15 protein-coding genes are annotated in these 16,731 nt (G+C 73.2%); 8 read left to right on the forward strand and 7 right to left on the reverse strand.

From position 1 onward, the window contains the following. Positions 1–41: 41 nt before the first annotated feature. Positions 42–695, reverse strand: a complete 654-nt coding sequence (locus ABD223_RS01620; protein WP_344033987.1) for a copper homeostasis protein CutC — start codon at positions 693–695, stop codon at positions 42–44. 306 nt (positions 696–1,001) lie between these two features. Between ABD223_RS01620 and ABD223_RS01625 the strand changes: the two genes are divergently transcribed. Further along, a complete protein-coding gene (locus ABD223_RS01625) occupies positions 1,002–1,607 on the forward strand; it encodes an RNA polymerase sigma factor (RefSeq protein ID WP_344033988.1) in 606 nt (201 codons plus the stop codon). 59 nt (positions 1,608–1,666) lie between these two features. Beyond that, positions 1,667–2,089, forward strand: coding sequence for a carboxypeptidase regulatory-like domain-containing protein (locus ABD223_RS01630; RefSeq protein WP_380646577.1), 423 nt, complete (start codon positions 1,667–1,669; stop codon positions 2,087–2,089). Between the two features lie 932 nt (positions 2,090–3,021). Here the strand turns inward: ABD223_RS01630 and groL are convergent. The 4 genes from groL to ABD223_RS01650 all read right to left on the reverse strand — a co-directional run bounded on the left by groL (position 3,022) and on the right by ABD223_RS01650 (position 7,200). After that, the gene (gene groL / locus ABD223_RS01635; protein WP_344033990.1) at positions 3,022–4,644 is read right to left on the reverse strand and encodes a chaperonin GroEL; all 1,623 of its coding nucleotides are present in this window, start codon (positions 4,642–4,644) and stop codon (positions 3,022–3,024) included. Positions 4,645–4,861: 217 nt separating this feature from the next. Further along, entirely contained in the window at positions 4,862–6,100 is a 1,239-nt protein-coding gene (locus ABD223_RS01640) for a serine/threonine-protein kinase (RefSeq protein ID WP_344033991.1), read from the reverse strand. 168 nt (positions 6,101–6,268) lie between these two features. After that, complete coding sequence (locus ABD223_RS01645) at positions 6,269–6,475, reverse strand: cold-shock protein (protein WP_033432301.1); 207 nt, start codon at positions 6,473–6,475, stop codon at positions 6,269–6,271. A gap of 80 nt (positions 6,476–6,555) precedes the next feature. Then, positions 6,556–7,200, reverse strand: coding sequence for an AIM24 family protein (locus tag ABD223_RS01650; protein ID WP_344033992.1), 645 nt, complete (start codon positions 7,198–7,200; stop codon positions 6,556–6,558). Positions 7,201–7,255: 55 nt separating this feature from the next. Between ABD223_RS01650 and moeA the strand changes: the two genes are divergently transcribed. The 5 genes from moeA to ABD223_RS01675 all read left to right on the forward strand — a co-directional run bounded on the left by moeA (position 7,256) and on the right by ABD223_RS01675 (position 14,803). Beyond that, positions 7,256–8,467, forward strand: a complete 1,212-nt coding sequence (gene moeA / locus ABD223_RS01655; RefSeq protein WP_344033993.1) for a molybdopterin molybdotransferase MoeA — start codon at positions 7,256–7,258, stop codon at positions 8,465–8,467. 183 nt (positions 8,468–8,650) lie between these two features. Next, positions 8,651–9,355 carry a phosphatidylserine decarboxylase gene (locus ABD223_RS01660; protein ID WP_344033994.1) on the forward strand — a complete coding sequence of 235 codons (705 nt, stop codon included), beginning with the start codon at positions 8,651–8,653 and terminating at the stop codon, positions 9,353–9,355. A gap of 4 nt (positions 9,356–9,359) precedes the next feature. Continuing rightward, positions 9,360–10,361 (forward strand): CDP-diacylglycerol--serine O-phosphatidyltransferase, encoded by a 1,002-nt coding sequence (gene pssA / locus ABD223_RS01665; protein WP_344033995.1) that lies wholly within the window; start codon positions 9,360–9,362, stop codon positions 10,359–10,361. Between the two features lie 396 nt (positions 10,362–10,757). Continuing rightward, positions 10,758–13,181: an AAA family ATPase gene (locus ABD223_RS01670; protein WP_344033996.1), complete on the forward strand. Its 2,424-nt coding sequence runs from the start codon at positions 10,758–10,760 to the stop codon at positions 13,179–13,181. 206 nt (positions 13,182–13,387) lie between these two features. Beyond that, complete coding sequence (locus ABD223_RS01675) at positions 13,388–14,803, forward strand: alpha-amylase family protein (RefSeq protein ID WP_344033997.1); 1,416 nt, start codon at positions 13,388–13,390, stop codon at positions 14,801–14,803. Between the two features lie 238 nt (positions 14,804–15,041). Here the strand turns inward: ABD223_RS01675 and ABD223_RS01680 are convergent, their stop codons facing one another. Both ABD223_RS01680 and ABD223_RS01685 read right to left on the reverse strand, forming a co-directional pair. Continuing rightward, on the reverse strand, positions 15,042–15,698 hold the full coding sequence (locus tag ABD223_RS01680; RefSeq protein WP_344033998.1) for a LytR C-terminal domain-containing protein: 657 nt from the start codon (positions 15,696–15,698) through the stop codon (positions 15,042–15,044). Beyond that, complete coding sequence (locus ABD223_RS01685; protein WP_344033999.1) at positions 15,695–15,991, reverse strand: DUF3263 domain-containing protein; 297 nt, start codon at positions 15,989–15,991, stop codon at positions 15,695–15,697. The genes ABD223_RS01680 and ABD223_RS01685 overlap by 4 nt, the downstream gene beginning before the upstream one ends. 111 nt (positions 15,992–16,102) lie before the next feature. On the opposite strand from ABD223_RS01685, the gene ABD223_RS01690 reads away from it, so the two are divergent. Continuing rightward, positions 16,103–16,687 (forward strand): peptide deformylase, encoded by a 585-nt coding sequence (locus ABD223_RS01690; RefSeq protein ID WP_344034001.1) that lies wholly within the window; start codon positions 16,103–16,105, stop codon positions 16,685–16,687. Positions 16,688–16,731: the final 44 nt, after the last annotated feature.

Consider the following 16,731-nt stretch of genomic DNA (forward strand, 5'->3'; position numbering starts at 1 on the left):
AGGGAAGCAACGGGGATGCTATGACCGAATCGGCAATCGGTCTAGACCAAATCCGCCCAAAGGCGCACCGCGTCGGCGGACAGCGGGGCGTCCCAGCCCGCCGGGCGCACCGCGCCGCCGACGTGGAACGCGGTCACCCCGACGGCCTTCAGCGGCGCGACGTGCCCGGTCTTCAAGCCGCCGCCGACGAGCAGGCGGACGCCGTCCCGCCTGGCCGCCAGCCGCTCCAGGACGCCGAGCCCGTCGGCCACGCCGCGCGGGTCGCCCGCGGCGAGCACGGTGTCGCAACCCAGGCCGGCGACGACGTCCCACGCGGCCCCGGGGTCGGCGGAGTTGTCCAGCGCCCGGTGGAACGTCCAGGCGCACCCGTCCAGCTCTTCGAGCACCTCCGCGCACGCGGCGACGTCGACCCGCCGCCGGGCGTCGAGGAAGCCGAGCACGAACTCGGACGCGCCCGCCTCCCGCAGCGCCGCGGCGTCGCGGCGCAACCGGCCGAGGTCGCCGGGGGCGAACCCGGGCGCGTCGCGCAGCATCACCCGGACCGGCAGGTCGGTGGCCTTGAGGACGTCGCGGAGCACGCACACCGGCGGCGTCAGCCCGTCCGCGGCCATGTCGACGGTCAGTTCCAGGCGGTCGGCCCCGCCGGCCTGGGCGGCCTCGGCGTCGGCGGCGTGCAGCGCGATGACTTCCAACATGGTCTGGACCATAGCGAGCCGGGGGGTGAGTATCGGAAGATGTCAACTGTTAATGGCCGACCTTGTATCCAGCGTAGAACTACTCACTCCTTGTCTGGTGACAGGTCCTCACCGCTACCGGTGACCCGGGGCTCTGGGGGAAGGGGAGGCGGTCGATCGGCTTCGAGGGGTGCCGATCGGACGCCGCCCGAGGAGGGGGGACGGCGGTCCGCGGTGCGAGGGGGGCATCGCGGGCCGCCGCCGCGATGGTGGTGAAGGTGTGTGACGATCGACTTCGGACGGGGGACGCGAAGAGGAGGTGAGGACGTGGGAGAACTCCGCACGGCCGGTGAGCGCCCACCATGGGAGGGCCTGGACGGGACGGACCGCCACGCCGCCTGCGTCATCGCCGCGCGCGACGGCGACCGGAGGGCGCTGGACGTGCTGATCGCCGACCTCACCCCGCTCGTGTGGCACATCGCCCGCGGGCACGGGCTGGACCGCAGCACCGCGGAGGACGTGGTGCAGACGGTGTGGCTCGCGCTGCTGCGGCACCTCGACCGCCTGATCGAACCCCGCGCGCTGGCCGGGTGGCTCGTCGTGACGACGCGCCGCGAGGCCCAGCGCACCTGGACGCCCAGCCGGCGGGAAGCCTCGCTGAACGACGAGCTGGCGGAACAACTGGAGAGCGAGGACGGGCTGCCCGAGGACGCCGCCCTGGTCGACGACCGGGACCACCGGTTGTGGCGGGCGTTCGGGCGGCTGTCGCAGAGGTGCCAGGAACTCCTGCGACTCACCGTGCTGGCCGGGCGGGCGGAGTACCGCGCGGTGGCCGAAGCACTGTCCATGCCACGCGGCAGCATCGGCCCGACCAGGGGCCGGTGCCTGACCGCTTTGCGCGCACATCTCGAAGCGGAAGGAGGATCGCGGTGAACGACATCGACCCGCGCGATGACCGCAGAGGCCAAGAGGACACCGCTGTCCTCACTGAACTGAACCGCCTGGTGTACGAGTTGGACGCGCCCCCACCGGGGCTCGTCGAGCGGATCCAGTTCGCGGTCGCCCTGGAGAACCTGGACGTCGAGGTGGCCCGCTGGGAACGGGCCGGCTCGTTCGCCGGCGTGCGCGGCGGGAGTCCCGGCACCATCACGTTCACGGTGGACAACCTGACCCTGATGGTGAACTTCACCTCGACCGGCGCCAGGCACCGCATAGACGGCTGGCTCGTGCCCGCGGGTGAGCACACGGTCGAGGTGAGGGTCGCCGAGCACGAGTCGAGCACCACCAAGGCCGACGACGGGGGCAGGTTCGTGCTGTCCGACGTGCCCGCCGGGACCACGCAGATCGTCGTGCACCTGGTGAACTCGCGCGGCGAACCCGGCCGCACGGTCGTGACGCCCACGATCATGTTGTAACCGCTGTCGGAGGGCCGGCCCTGCCCCGTCCCACCAGCCCCAACCGGAGCCTGCCGAGCTCGCGCTCGCGCTCCCGCCGACTCGACCCGGACCGCTCAACTCGGGACCGCTCAACTCGGGGCCTGCCGCGCAACTCCGGGCCTGACTCGGGGCCTGCCGCTCAGCTCGGAACCCGCTCAGCCGGGCGAACCTCAGCCGACCGAGCCTCGCCACCCGAGCCCCACCCAAGCCTCACCCAAGCCCCACCGGCCGAGACACCGGCCCCAGGACACGTTCCGCGCTCCAGCGCCGAGGACGTGTCCACTTCTTCGTGACGCGTCCACTTCCCCGCACGCCCACGTGCCGCGGACAACGCCTCCCCCGAACGCGCTCACCCCACCCATGAACGCCGAACACCCCGGCGGCCGAGGCCCCCGCCCCTCCACGCGCCACCCCCGGCTCGCCCAGCTCCCCCGGCTCGCCCAGCTCCCCCGGCCCGGCCAGCCCGGATCCCGCGCCAACCAACCCCAGCCCAGTCAGCCGCAGCCCAGTCAGCCCGGCCCAGTCAGCCCGACCAGCCCTGGCCCGCTCCGGACCCGTCCGGATCTCCTGCCAGCCCCGGGGCCCCTCTCCACCCCCAGAGCCAACCCGCCCCGGGCAGGAGCAGGAACACGGCGGGTCGTGGTCATGACCGGGTGGTTCGGGCGTCGATTTCTCTAACCGATATCGGTAACGCCGTTTCCGTACATTCCCGGGCGATGATCACCCGATCGTGTCCCGGCCACCCCCACAGCCGCCCAATCCCACCCGCGACCACCCACTACAACAGGAAGGGCCCGGTTCGCGCGAAGCGAACCGGGCCCTTTCCGGCCTCGACCAGCCAACCGGGCCGACCCGGACCTCGCCCGGCCCACCAGCGGGCGGAACGGGGTCGGGTCGAGCGGGGTCGTCGGTCAGAAGTCCATGCCGCCGGCGTCCGGGACGGCCGGGGCGCCGCCCGACTTCTCCGGCTTGTCGGCGACAACGGCCTCGGTGGTCAGGAACAGCGCGGCGATCGACGCGGCGTTCTGGAGCGCCGAGCGGGTCACCTTCGTCGGGTCCGGGACGCCGGCCGCGAGCAGGTCCTCGTAGACACCGGTGGCGGCGTTGAGGCCGTGGCCGACGGGCAGGCCCTTGACCTTCTCCACCACGACGCCGCCTTCGAGGCCGGCGTTCACGGCGATCTGCTTGAGCGGCGCCTCGACGGCGACCTTGACGATGTTCGCGCCGGTGGCCTCGTCGCCCTCCAGGCGCAGGCCCTCGAACGCGGCCTCGGCGGCCTGGAGCAGGGCCACGCCACCACCGGCGACGATGCCCTCCTCGACGGCGGCCTTGGCGTTGCGCACCGCGTCCTCGATGCGGTGCTTGCGCTCCTTGAGCTCGACCTCGGTGGCGGCGCCGGCCTTGATGACCGCGACACCACCCGCGAGCTTGGCCAGGCGCTCCTGGAGCTTCTCGCGGTCGTAGTCGGAGTCCGACTTCTCGATCTCGGCGCGGATCTGGTTGACGCGGCCCTGGATCTGCTCGGCGTCACCCGCACCCTCGACGACGGTCGTCTCGTCCTTGGTGACGACGATCTTGCGGGCCTTGCCCAGCAGCGACAGGTCGGCGTTCTCCAGCTTGAGGCCGACGTCCTCGGTGATGACCTGGCCGCCGGTGAGGGTGGCGATGTCCTGGAGGATGGCCTTGCGGCGGTCGCCGAAGCCCGGGGCCTTGACGGCGACGGACTTGAAGGTGCCGCGGATCTTGTTGACGACCAGGGTGGCCAGGGCCTCTCCCTCGACGTCCTCGGAGATGATCAGCAGCGGCTTGCCGGACTGCATGACCTTCTCCAGCAGCGGGAGCAGGTCCTTCACCGTGGCGATCTTGGAGCCGTAGAGCAGGATGTACGGGTCCTCGAGGACCGCTTCCTGCCGCTCCGGGTCGGTCACGAAGTAACCGGAGATGTAGCCCTTGTCGAAGCGCATGCCCTCGGTGAGCTCAAGCTCGAGCCCGAGCGCGTTGCTCTCCTCGACGGTGATGACGCCTTCCTTGCCGACCTTGTCCATGGCCTCGGCGATCAGCTCGCCGATGGTCGAGTCGCCCGCGGAGATGGACGCCGTGGCGGCGATCTGCTCCTTGGTCTCGACCTCCTTGGCGGTCTTGTGCAGCTGCTCGATGACGGCCTCGACGGCCTGCTCGATGCCGCGCTTGAGGCCGAGCGGGTTGGCGCCCGCGGCCACGTTGCGCAGGCCCTCGCGGACCAGGGCCTGGGCGAGGACGGTGGCGGTCGTGGTGCCGTCGCCGGCGACGTCGTCGGTCTTCTTCGCCACTTCCTTGACGAGCTCGGCCCCGATCTTCTCCCACGGGTCCTCGAGCTCGATCTCCTTGGCGATGGAGACGCCGTCGTTGGTGATGGTCGGCGCGCCCCACTTCTTCTCGAGCACGACGTTGCGGCCCTTGGGGCCGAGCGTCACCTTGACGGCGTCGGCGAGAATGTTCATGCCACGCTCGAGACCGCGGCGGGCATCCTCGTCGAACGCGATCATCTTGGCCATTGCGGTGTGTTCCTCCGCCTGATTACGAATGGGGCCACTGCGGACGCTCGCCCGCAGCGGAACACGGTGCTTCGGCCAGGCTCGGTGCCCGCGACGGACGACCTGCTCCTGCTGGAGGAGCCGGCCTCACCGTCCCAGCCTGCGTGTTGGCACTCGGTGGGCCCGAGTGCCAACACCGTGTTTAGCACTCGACGGAGGAGAGTGCAAGAAGAGCAGGTCAGCGGGACGTGCGGACGGGGACGCTGGTGGGCAGGGTTCGCCCGGAGGTGGTCTCGCCGACGTCGATCGACTGGTTGGTGCTCTGGGTGGGCGCGCTCGGCGGCTCGTCCTTGGGGGTGAGGATCACGATGAGGACGACGATCGCGGCGATCGCGACCGCGCCGACGAGGACGGGCGCCAACCAGGCGGGCCTGCCCTTGTCGGTGTTGGTGAACGCGCTGCTGCCGACCTGCGCGGGCGGGCGCAGCCGCACGGGTTCCTGGAGGAAGCCGGGTTGCTGCTGTTGCTGCTGGTAGGGGGGCCGGTAGGGCTGGGCGGCGACGCCGCCGGTCTGCGGGCCGGGGCCGTGGCCGGAGCCGGGACCGTGGCCGGGTTCGGGCCGCCGGGCGGGCGGTGCGGTCTGGGGCGCGGCGGACAGCGCCGCGCGGGCCGCGTTGACCAGCTCGGCGCAGGAGGCGAACCGCTGGGCCGGGTCCTTGGCGGTGCCCCGGCGCAGCACGTCGTCGATGGCGGGCGGCAGCGACACCTGGGCGCTCAGCGACGGGGTCTCCGAGGCGAGGTGCCCTTGGATGACCTCCTGCACGCCGCCCTGGTACGGCGGCCGCCCGGACAGGCAGGCGAACAGCATGCAGGCGAGCGCGTACTGGTCGGTGCGGCCGTCCAGCGGTTCGCCGCGCAGGTGCTCGGGCGCGGCGTAGGTGGGCGAGCCGAGGAAGTCGCCGGTGCGGGTGCGGTGGCCGGTGGCGCCGCGCCGGGTCAGGCCGAAGTCGGCGAGGTAGACGTGCTCGCGCGAGGCTTCCTTGGTGGTGACCAGCACGTTGGCGGGCTTGACGTCGAGGTGGACCAGGCCCTTGCCGTGCAGCATGTCGAGGGCTTCGGCGACCTGGCCGAGCAGGGTGAGGGTCCGCGCGGGCGTCAGCGGGCCGTCCTTGATCAGCGCGGCGAGGTCCTGGCCGTCGACCAGGCGCATCGCGATGTAGAGCAGCCCGTCGACCTCGTCGAAGTCGTAGAGCGGGACGATGTTGGCGTGGTCGATCGCCGAGGTGTTGCGCGCCTCGTCGACGAACCGCTCGCGGAACTCCGCGTCGGCGGTGAGGTGCTCGCCGATGACCTTGAGCGCGACCTTGCGCCCGAGCCGCACGTCGGTGGCCTTGTAGGTCACGCTCATGCCGCCTCGGCCGAGCACCCCGTCGATGCGGTAGTGCCCCAGCCGTCGCCCAGTCAGGTCCTCCGCCACGCGGGGCAGCCTAACGTCCGCGTGCCGCGACGTGCGCGGGGTTCCCGGCAAACCTCCCGGCGGGCGCGGCGGACCCCCCGGTGGGTCGTGTGGTGAACGCCGTGGTCGACCCCGTGGTCGTCCTCGTGGTGAATCGCCCGGCCCGCCGCGGGGCGGGCCGGGCGGGGGTCACGAGGCCTTCCGGACGTCCGACGCCTGGCTGCGGCCGTCGCGGCCCGCCTGGATCTCGAACTCCACGCGGTCGCCCTCGGCCAGCGTGCGGAAACCCTCCATCTGGATCGCCGAGTAGTGCACGAACACATCTGGCCCGCCGTCGGCGGCGATGAAGCCGTACCCCTTCTCCGAGTTGAACCACTTGACCGTGCCGACAGCCAAGACGTCCTCCTTTGAGAAATACCCTGAGCAAACCGCCACGCTAGAGGCACGAGGGGGTCCGCCGATACCTCCTTATGGAGTCATGCGCGCGTACTGAATCCGTTGTCCCGCAACCAAGTGGCCAATGAGCGCGGGCTGTGGGTTCGGGTGAGCACCAGTCCCGGTCCGGCGAAGTCGAGGACCAGCCCCTCGCCATTCCGCAGGGATTGGGGCGCATCGGGGGAAACGGCGCGCAACCGGCACTGGAGGGTGTCGGCGAAGGCGACGACGTGCCCGGAGTCGACGGTGACCAGCTCGCCCGCCTCCAGGGTGACCACGTCGAGCGTGCCGTAGCAGGACAGCACCACGGGGCCGGTGCCGTAGGCGTAGGTGAACGCGCCGCTGTCGCCGCCGTGGAGGGCGCGGACGGGCGGGGCGGCGGGGTCGAGGCGGGCGGTGGCGGCGGCGGCGAGCCAGGCGGTCCTGGACACGCACCAGCCGGCCTTGCCGTCCAGTTCCAGCACGTGCAGGTCGCCGGGCAGGGGCGGGACGACGTCCACCCAGCCGCCCTCGGCGCCGGCCGTGCACAGGGCGGCGCTGACGCCGGGCGCCTTGGCGCGGACGTCGACCGCCGTGCCGTAGCTGGTGGCGAGCACCGAGGAACGCTCGACGAGCACCGGTTCGCCCGGTGCGAGCACTAGTCGGGCCACCCCCGCGCTCGGGGTGTGGCGCGTGCGGACCTGCAACGTTCTCCCCTGCCTCGATCAACCGCTCGGAGCAGTCTGCCACGGGCGGGGCAGGATGGTGGACGTGTCTGAGCTGACCAGAGTCGCCGATCACCGGGCCCGCGTGGCCGGGCTCGTGGGTGTGCTGCCCGTGGTGGAGCTGCCCGTCGCGGACTGCCTGGGCCTGGCCCTGGCCCGGGACCTGGTGGCGCCGATCGCGCTGCCGCCGTTCGACAACTCCGCGATGGACGGGTACGCGGTGCGGGCGGCGGACGTGGCGGCGACGCCGGTGACGCTGCCCGTGGCGCAGGACATCCCCGCAGGTCGCACGGATGTTCCGCCGCTGGAGCCGGGCACCGCGCACCGGATCATGACGGGCGCGCCGGTGCCCGCGGGCGCGGACGCGGTGGTGCAGGTGGAGTGGACCGACGCGGGCACGTCCGCGGTGCGGGTGGACCGGGCGGTGGTCGCGGGCCAGAACGTGCGGCGCGCGGCGGACGACGTGGCGCCCGGCGCGGTGGTGCTGGGCGCGGGCGCGCCGCTGGGGCCCGCGCAGCTGGGGCTGGCGGCGGCGCTGGGGTTCGGCGCGCTGCCGGTGCGGCGGCGGCCGCGGGTGCTGGTGCTGTCGACCGGTTCGGAGCTGGTCGGGCCCGGCGCGCCGCTGGAACCGGGGCAGATCTACGAGTCGAACGGCGTGATGCTGGCCGCCGCGGTGCGAGAAGCGGGCGGTGAGGCGGAATTGCTGCGTTTCGTGCCGGACGACGTCGAACAATTCCACGCGGCGGTCGAATCGCGAATCGAATCGTTCGACTTGCTGCTCACTTCCGGCGGGGTGAGCGCGGGCGCGTACGAGGTGGTGAAGGACGCGTTCTCCGGTCGGGGCGTGGAGTTCACGAAGGTCGCGATGCAGCCGGGCGGGCCGCAGGGCTCGGGCCGCTACCGGGGTGTGGCGGTGGCGACGCTGCCGGGCAACCCGGTGAGCGCGCAGGTGTCGTTCGAGGTGTTCGTCCGGCCGGCGCTGCGGGCGGCGATGGGTTTCACGCGCGTGGCGCGGCCGGCGGCGGTGGCGCGGCTGAGCGCGCCGGTCAGCTCGCCCGTCGGGCGCACGCAGTTCCGGCGCGGCGCCTACGACCCGGTGTCGGGGCGCGTGGTGACGCCGGTGGGCGGCCCCGGTTCGCACCTGCTGTCGGCGCTGGCCATCAGCGACTGCCTGATCGAGGTGCCCGAGGACGTGTCGGACCTGGCCGAGGGCGACGAGGTCACCGTGCACATGTTGTACGGGGAGTAATCGGGTGTCACTCTTGCGTGCCGATCATCGAGTGTGACTAGTATCACACTGGTGACGATTTCCGGACGACCGGTCCGTGCGTTTCGTCGAGGGGCGCACGGTGTGCCCCACCGGCGGCCGCACGCGCGAGCGCTCGGCCGCGTAGCGTGTGACGGGCCGGAACCGCCCCGACACGGAAGAGCCATGACCGACCAGAACCGTGGTGCCGTCTCCCACTTCCTCGACCTCGCCAAGGGGATCGTCCCCCCGATGAACCCCGCGGGCCGCCCGTTCGTGGCCGGCGCGGCCGTCGTGACGCTGCTGCTGCGCCGGTACTCCAAGCGCCTCGGCGTGGTCGGCGCGGTCCTGACCGCGTGGGTGGCGTGGTTCTTCCGCGAGCCCGCGCGCACCACCCCCACCCGCGCCGGCCTCGCCGTGGCGCCCGCCGACGGCACCGTGTCCCACGTCGTCGAGGCCCTGCCGCCCGCCGAGCTCGGGCTCGGCGACGCGCCGATGACCCGGATCAGCGTGTTCCTGTCCGTGTTCGACGTGCACGTGCAGCGCACGCCGGTCGCCGGCCTGGTGCGCCGCGTGTCGTACCGGGCGGGCAAGTTCCTGTCCGCCGACCTGGACAAGGCCAGCGAGGACAACGAGCGCAACGCCGTCTGGCTGACCACGGCCGACGGGCACGACGTCGTGGTCGTGCAGATCGCCGGCCTGGTGGCGCGGCGGATCGTGTGCCACGTCGCCGAGGGCGACAAGGTGACCGCCGGGCAGACCTACGGGCTGATCCGGTTCGGCTCGCGCGTCGACCTGTACGTGCCGGCGGGCAGCCGGGTGCTGGTCGAGGCCGGGCAGCGGACGATCGGCGGCGAGACCGTGCTCGCCGAACTCCCCTCGGAGGGCTGACCGGATGGCGCCCAGCGGGCCCGGCATCAGGCTGCTGCCGAACGCCATCACGGTGCTCGCGATGTGCTCGGGGCTGTCCTCGGTGCACTTCGCGATCGTCGGCATGTGGGGCGCGGCCATCGCCGCCATCGCGGCGGCGGCGGTGTTCGACGGGCTGGACGGGCGGTTGGCCCGGATGCTCGACGCGACCAGCAAGATGGGCGCGGAGCTGGACTCGCTGGCCGACGCGATCTCGTTCGGCGTCGCGCCCGCGCTCGTGGTCTACGTGTGGAAGTTCGACGGCGCCCGCGAGGGCTGGGTCATCTCGCTGATCTTCGCGGTGTGCATGGTGCTGCGGCTCGCGCGGTTCAACACCCTGCTGGAGGTCGAGCGGCCGCCGTTCACCAAGGAGTTCTTCGTCGGCGTGCCCGCACCGGCGGGCGGCCTGCTGCTCCTGCTGCCGCTGATCGTGGACGAGCAGGTGCGCCGACCGGGCTGGTGGTCGGACCCGGTGGTCGTCGGCGTGTGGACGGTCGCCGTGGCGATGCTGCTGGTGAGCCGGATCCCGACGCTGTCGGTGAAGACGATCAAGGTGCCGCCGAGGTTCGTGGCGCCGCTGCTGGTGCTCGTGGGGCTGCTGGCGGCGGCGGTCATCACGTTCCCGCTGGTGGCGCTCATCGCGGCGATGCTGCTGTATTTGGCGCACCTGCCGTACTCGGTGCGCCGGTACCGGTGGCTGGCGAAGCACCCGGAAGCCTGGGAGGTGCCCGCGGCCGACCGGCGGGCGATCAAGCGGGCGCACGGCGTGGCGGCCCGGCGGTTGGGGCTGCGGCAGCCGCTGCGGGGGCGGGTGGCCGGCGCGGCGCTGCGCGCGGTCCGGCGGCCCCGGCGGATCGACTCCACGCAGGGGTCGGAGACGAATGGTCAGGGGCGACCGGGCTCGGGCTCGGGCTCGGGCTCGGGCTCGGGCTCGGGCAAGCGTCGCGGGTGGCGGCAGATGGGTTTGCGCAGGCACGACCGCCTGTGACGGGTTGCCGTTGATCTTGCGCTGACGTCGTTCAACACGATCGAGTGATCGTCGTCGGCAAGATGTACGGAAACGCCGTTACCGTTCTCGGTTGGATATGAAGGAACCGCCGACCAGCCCCGCCCCGCCGACCCGACCACCTCCATCACGACCACCTCCACCCCGATCGACCCGGTCGACCCAGGCCTGACCCACCCCAGACCTGGCCCCAGCCCGACCCGCCCACTCCAGGCCTGGCACCGGCCTGGCCTGGCCCCACCCCGACGGAGCCCCGCGCGCTCCCGGCCCGGCACCGCACGCCCCGGCCCCCAGCTCCGGCCCGGCGAGCTCTACACGCCCCGGCCCCGCCCTCGGCCCACCCCGTGTGACCTCGGCCCTCGCACTACGCTCGACGCCGTGATCACCCTGACGGCCCGCCTGTCCCCCTCTGCCCTGGACACCCGCCGCGGCGTGGTGCGGCTGCACCCGGAGGTGTTGGACGCGCTGGGCCTGCGCGCGTGGGACGCGGTGCGCCTGACGGGCGCGCGGGTGAGCGCGGCCCTGGCCGCCGCCGGCGACGGCCCGCCCGGGGTGGTGCTGCTGGACGACGTGACCCTGTCGAACATCGGGGTCGTGGAAGGCGCGGAGGTCGTGGTGGCCCCGGTGGAGGTCTCCGCCGCCCGGCGGGTGGTGGTCGCCGGGTCGCGGTTGGCGAGCACGTCGCTCGCGCCGGAGACCCTGCGCATGGCGCTGACCGGCAAGGTGCTGACGGTGGGCGACGCGGTGTCCCTGCTGCCGCAGGACCTGGCCCCGCCGCCGGGAACGGACCTGAGCGCGACCAGGCGCAAGCTGGCGAACGCGATCGGGATGACGTGGACGAACGAGCTGCTGACCATCACCGCCACCGAACCCGCCGGGGTGCCGGTGGCGGTGCAGCCGTCGACGGTCGTGGCGTGGCGCGACGGGGCCGGCACGGGTGACGCGCCGGGCTCGGCGCGAGGTGGGGCCGGTGCGGTCGGGGTCGGTGGGTCGGGAGCGGGTGGGGTCGGCGCGGCCGGGGGTGGTTCGGGTTCGGCCGGGGCAGGGGTCGGACGCGGCGGGGTCGGGTATGGCGGGGTTGGCTCGGGTGCGGGGTGGGCAGGCGCCGGGGCGGCGGGTTCGGGTTCTGCGAACGGCGGTCCGGGTGGGGGTTCGAGCGCGGGGTCGGCGGGCTTCGGCGCGGCGGTGACCGGTGCGGCGGCGGAGGCGGGTGGGGACGTGGTGACCGCCGGGCCGCCCGTGCCGGTCGCGGACCTGGTGGGGCAGCAGGACGCCGCCAAGCGGCTCGCCGAGTGGCTCGACCTGACGTTCAGCCACCCGGAGCTGCTGGCCAGGCTCGGCGCGACCCCTCGGCTGGCGACGCTGGTCAACGGCCCCGAGGGGGTCGGCAAGACGACGCTCGTGCGGGCCGTCGCGCACGCGGCCGGGGCGGTGGTCGTGGAGCTCGCCGCGCCGAGCATCGCGGTCCTGGAGGCCAACGCGACCGTGCAGCGGCTGGCGGACGCCCTGGGATCGGCGGCCTCGGCGCAGGCGCCCGCGGTGCTGCTGCTGACCGACGTCGAGGCGCTGTTGCCCGCCACCACGCCGCCGCCGGTGGCGACGGTGGTGCTCGACGCTCTGCGCGGGCGGCCCGAGGGGGTCGCCCTGGTGGTCACGAGCGCGCACCCGGAGGCGGTGGACCCGCGGTTGCGCGCGCCGGAGCTGGTGGACCGCGAGCTGGTGCTGCCGCTGCCCGACCGGGCGGCGCGGACGGAGCTGCTGCGGGTGCTGCTGAGGGACGTGCCGGTCGAGTCCGATGTGGACTTCGGCGCGGTGGCCGACCGGACGCCGGGTTTCGTGGCGGCGGACCTGGTGGCGTTGCGGCGGGAGGCGGCGGTGCGGGCGGTCCTGCGCCAGCGGGACGCCGAGGAGCCCCGGGTGGCGCAGGAGGACCTGCTGGGCGGGTTGGAGACCGTCCGGCCGATCTCGATGTCCACTTCGGACACGCTGAGGACGGGCGGGCTGACGCTGGCGGACGTCGGTGACATGGTCGAGGTCAAGCAGGCGTTGACCGAGGCCGCGCTGTGGCCGTTGCAGTACCCGGATTCCTTCGCGCGCCTGGGGGTCGCGCCGCCGCGCGGGTTGCTGATGTACGGGCCGCCGGGGTGCGGGAAGACGTTCCTGGTGCGCGCGCTGGCGGGCACCGGCCAGTTGAACGTGCTGTCGGTCAAGGGCGCCGAGCTGATGGACAAGTTCGTCGGCGAGTCGGAGCGGGCGGTGCGGGAGCTGTTCCGGCGGGCGGCCGAGGCCGCGCCGGCGCTGGTGTTCCTGGACGAGGTCGACGCGCTGGCGCCCCGGCGCGGGCAGTCGTCGGACTCGGGGGTGTCGGACCGGGTGGTCGCGGCGCTGCTGACCGAGCTGGACGGGGTCGAGCCGCTGCGGGACGTGATCGTGCTGGGTGCGACGAACCGGCCGGAGCTGGTCGACCCGGCGTTGCTGCGGCCGGGCCGGTTGGAGCGGCTCGTGTACGTGCCGCCGCCGGACGCCGAGGCGCGGGCCGAGATCCTGCGGGCGTCGGCGCGGAACACGCCGCTGGCCGGGGACGTGGACCTGGCGGTGTTGGCGGAGGAGCTGGACGGGTACTCGGCGGCGGACTGCGCGGCGCTGATCAGGGAGGCCGCGTTGACCGCGATGCGGGAGTCGCTGTCCGCGACGGAGGTGACGGGCGCCCACCTGGCCGCCGCCCGGACCGCGGTCCGGCCGTCGCTGGACCCGGCTCAGCTCGCGACCCTCGCGGCCTACGCCGAGTCCCGCAAGGGCTGAACCGACCGCCGGCGGGAGTGGACGACACGCGCTGCCCGACCGGACGACACGCGATACCGGACCGGAGGACACGCGATACCGGACCGGAGGACACGCAATACCGGAGTGGACGACACGCGGTGCCGGAGTGGAGGACACGCGGTGTCCGAGTGGAGGACACGCCGGGGTGGGCGGAGTATCGGGGGGCGTGGGAGGAGGGTGGACGGGTGAGTGGTGACGGGGAGCGGCGGGAGAGGCGGGAGAGGCGGGAGCGGGTGTTCGCTTCGGGGCCGGGTTGGGTTCGGCACGTCGTGTGGTGGCACGTCTACCCGCTCGGGTTCACCGGGGCCGAGCCCCGGCTCACCGCCGACACGCCGGTCACCCATCGCCTGGATCACCTGGTCGGGTGGCTCGACCACCTCGTGGAGCTGGGCGCGTCCGGGTTGGCGCTGGGTCCGGTCTTCGCGTCGGAGACCCACGGCTACGACACCACCGACCACTACCGCGTCGACCCGCGGCTGGGTGACGACGGCGATTTCGACGCGCTCGTCGCCGCCGCTTCGGCCCGCGGTGTCCGGGTCCTGCTCGACGGCGTCTTCAACCACGTCGGTCGCGGGCACCCGGCGTTCCGGGCGGTGCTGGAGCGGGGTCCTTCGGCGGCCACCGCGCCGTGGTTCCGCCTGCGCTGGCCGGACGCGCCGTGGGAGCCCGGGGTCGAGCCCGACCACGACGACTTCGAGGGTCACCGCCACCTCGTGGCGCTCGACCACTCCTGCCCGGCCGTGGTCGACCACGTCGTCGACGTGATGAACCACTGGCTCGACCGGGGCGCGGCGGGGTGGCGCCTCGACGCCGCCTACGCCGTGCCGGTGGAGTTCTGGGCGCAGGTCGCCGAGCGTGTGCGGGCCCGTCACCCCGACGCTTACCTGATGGGTGAGGTCATCCACGGCGACTACACCGCGTTCGTCGACGGTGGTCGGCTCGACTCGGTGACGCAGTACGAGCTGTGGAAGGCGGTGTGGAGTTCGCTCAACGACCGCAACTTCCACGAGCTGGCGCACGCGCTGCGCAGGCACGACGGGTTCCTGGAGCACTTCGTGCCCTACACGTTCCTGGGCAACCACGACGTCACGCGCATCGCCAGCCGCCTGACCGACCCCGCCCACCTGGCGCACGCGCTCGTCGTGCTCGCCACCACCGGCGGCACCCCGGCGGTCTACGCGGGTGACGAGCACGGTTTCCGCGGCGTCAAGGAGGACCGGGCGGGTGGTGACGACGAGGTCAGGCCGCCGTTCCCGGCCTCGCCCGCCGACCTGTCGCCGCTGGGGCTGCCGGTGTTCCACCTGCACCAGGAGCTGCTGGGGCTGCGGCGCAGGCACCCGTGGCTGCACCGGGCGCGGACGGAGGTGCTGGACGTGTCGAACGAGTTCCTGTCGTACGCCTCGGCGGAGGAGGGGGAACGCGTGGTGGTCGCGCTGTCCACCGCCGGAGGTCCGGTCGAGGTGCGAGTGCCGGGAGCGGGAACCGGGGCTGGAGCCGGGGCTGGTGGTGTGCTGGCCGGTCGGGCTCGGCTCGACGCGCCGGGCACGCCGGCGGCTCGGGCACGCCTGGAGCCCGGCGGGTGGGTCGTCCTGGCCGGCTGAACCGACCGGGACGAGCCGACCGGGCTGCCCCGGGCCGGACCGGGCCGGGCCGGACCGGGCTGAACCGACCCGGGCCGGACCTGGCCGAACCGACCGGCTCAGCCCGCGACGACACCGCCCCGGCGGGCCCGAACGGTGAACTCAGGGGTCCCGGACGTACGACTCGCCGGGCGCGGACGTACGACTCGCGAGGTCCGGACGTACGACACGGTGGGTCTGGGGGTACGACTCGCGAGGGTCAGGAGGTTTTGCCGGAGGAGCCCTGGTAGTCGTTGGTGGCGATGACGATGATGCCCGGGTGGGCGTCCTCGATGCCGTCGAAGCGGGGTTCCAGGCGGGCCTGGAGGACGTCGGCCAGGAGGCGGGCCGAGGTTTCCTCGTCGGTGCCGGGGCGGTAGTAGACCGTGGTGGTCGGGATGAGGCCCTGGGAGTAGTTGGCGGTCTCCGCGACCTCCCAGCCGGCGCCGCGCACGTCGTTCGACACGCGGGCGGCCAGGCCGCTGATCGTGCCGTTGTTGTAGACGCGCACCGGGGGCCTGGCCACCACCGGGGGCGGCGGGGGGTCGGTGGCCTGGCCCGCCGGGGCGCCGGTGGTGGGTGGCGCGGTCGTCGGGGCGGGCGCGGACGGCTCGGTGGTCGGCGCCGGGGCGGACGTGGCCGGCGACCCGCTGGTCGACGACCCGGTGGTCGGTGACTCGGGGTTCGGCGACGGGGCCTGCGAGTCGGGCGCGGTGGCCGACGGCGGGGGCGGTTGGGCGGCGGGCGGCTCGTCGTCCGAGCCCCCGAAGAGGCTGATCACGCCGATGACCAGGGCGATCGCCGCCAGGCCGAGCAGCGCGTACCCCGCGGCGCGGGCGGGTTGGGCGGTGCTCGCGGGCTGTTCCGGGTTCGTCATCGGCGCTCGACACCCAGCCGCTTCGCCGCGCGGGCGCGTTGCCTGCCGGATCGTGACCTGCGCAGTCTCTTGATCAACATCGGGTCCGCGGCCAACGCCTCTTCCTTCTCGATCAACGCGTTGAGCAGTTGGTAGTACCTCGTGGCCGACATGTCGAACAGCTCTTTGATCGCCTGTTCCTTGGCGCCCGCGTACTTCCACCACTGGCGTTCGAAGGCCAGGATCTCGCGCTCCCGGTCGTTCAAACCGTCGTCCGGCTCCTCCGCCGGCGCCAGTGCCTCTGCGGCGTCCACTCTGGCTCCTCAGCCGTGTCCCGTGCGTCGAGGCCATTACATCACGTGATCGTGATCGGGGTCGGCTCATCGGTCGGCGCGTCCGGACAACGCGCCGATAGGCTTCCCGCCATGGCAGTTCTCCCGATCCGGATCGCCGGAGATCCCGTGCTCCACAACCCGACCCGCCCGGTCGAGGTGTTCGACGACGCGCTGCGCACCCTGGTCGAGGACCTGTACGAGACCATGGCCGCGGCGAACGGCGTCGGCCTCGCGGCCAACCAGGTCGGGGTCGACCTGCGGTTGTTCGTCTACGACTGCCCGGACGACGACGGCAACCAGTTCCGGGGCGTGGTGGTGAACCCGGCGCTGGAGACCTCCGAGATCCCGCTGGGCATGCCGGACCCGGACGACGACTTCGAGGGCTGCCTGTCCGCGCCGGGCGAGTCGTACCCGACAGGTCGGGCGTCGTGGGCGAAGGTCACCGGTGTCGACACCGACGGCAAGCCGATCGTGGTGGAGGGCACCGGGTACTTCGCGCGCTGCCTCCAGCACGAGACCGACCACCTCGACGGCCTCATCTACCTCGACCGGCTGGTGGGGCGGCACAAGCGGGCGTCGAAGAGGATGCTCAAGTCCAACGGGTGGGGCGTGCCCGGCCTGTCCTGGGACCCCGCCACCTCGGACGACCCGTTCGCCGACGATGACGACGACTGACGACTGGTGACGACTGACGACGGCTGACGGCTGGTGACGGCGGC

The organism is Saccharothrix xinjiangensis (assembly GCF_039527585.1).
Taxonomy (GTDB): Bacteria; Actinomycetota; Actinomycetes; order Mycobacteriales; family Pseudonocardiaceae; genus Actinosynnema; species Actinosynnema xinjiangensis.

Excerpts from the sequence above, each read along its gene's own strand:
- ABD223_RS01620 (WP_344033987.1), bottom strand. The coding sequence starts at position 695 with ATGTTGGAAGTCATCGCGCTGCACGCCGCCGACGCCGAGGCCGCCCAG.
- groL (WP_344033990.1), bottom strand. The coding sequence starts at position 4,644 with ATGGCCAAGATGATCGCGTTCGACGAGGATGCCCGCCGCGGTCTCGAG.
- moeA (WP_344033993.1), top strand. The coding sequence starts at position 7,256 with ATGGTGGACGTGTCTGAGCTGACCAGAGTCGCCGATCACCGGGCCCGC.
- ABD223_RS01660 (WP_344033994.1), top strand. The coding sequence starts at position 8,651 with ATGACCGACCAGAACCGTGGTGCCGTCTCCCACTTCCTCGACCTCGCC.
- pssA (WP_344033995.1), top strand. The coding sequence starts at position 9,360 with ATGGCGCCCAGCGGGCCCGGCATCAGGCTGCTGCCGAACGCCATCACG.
- ABD223_RS01680 (WP_344033998.1), bottom strand. The coding sequence starts at position 15,698 with ATGACGAACCCGGAACAGCCCGCGAGCACCGCCCAACCCGCCCGCGCC.
- ABD223_RS01690 (WP_344034001.1), top strand. The coding sequence starts at position 16,103 with ATGGCAGTTCTCCCGATCCGGATCGCCGGAGATCCCGTGCTCCACAAC.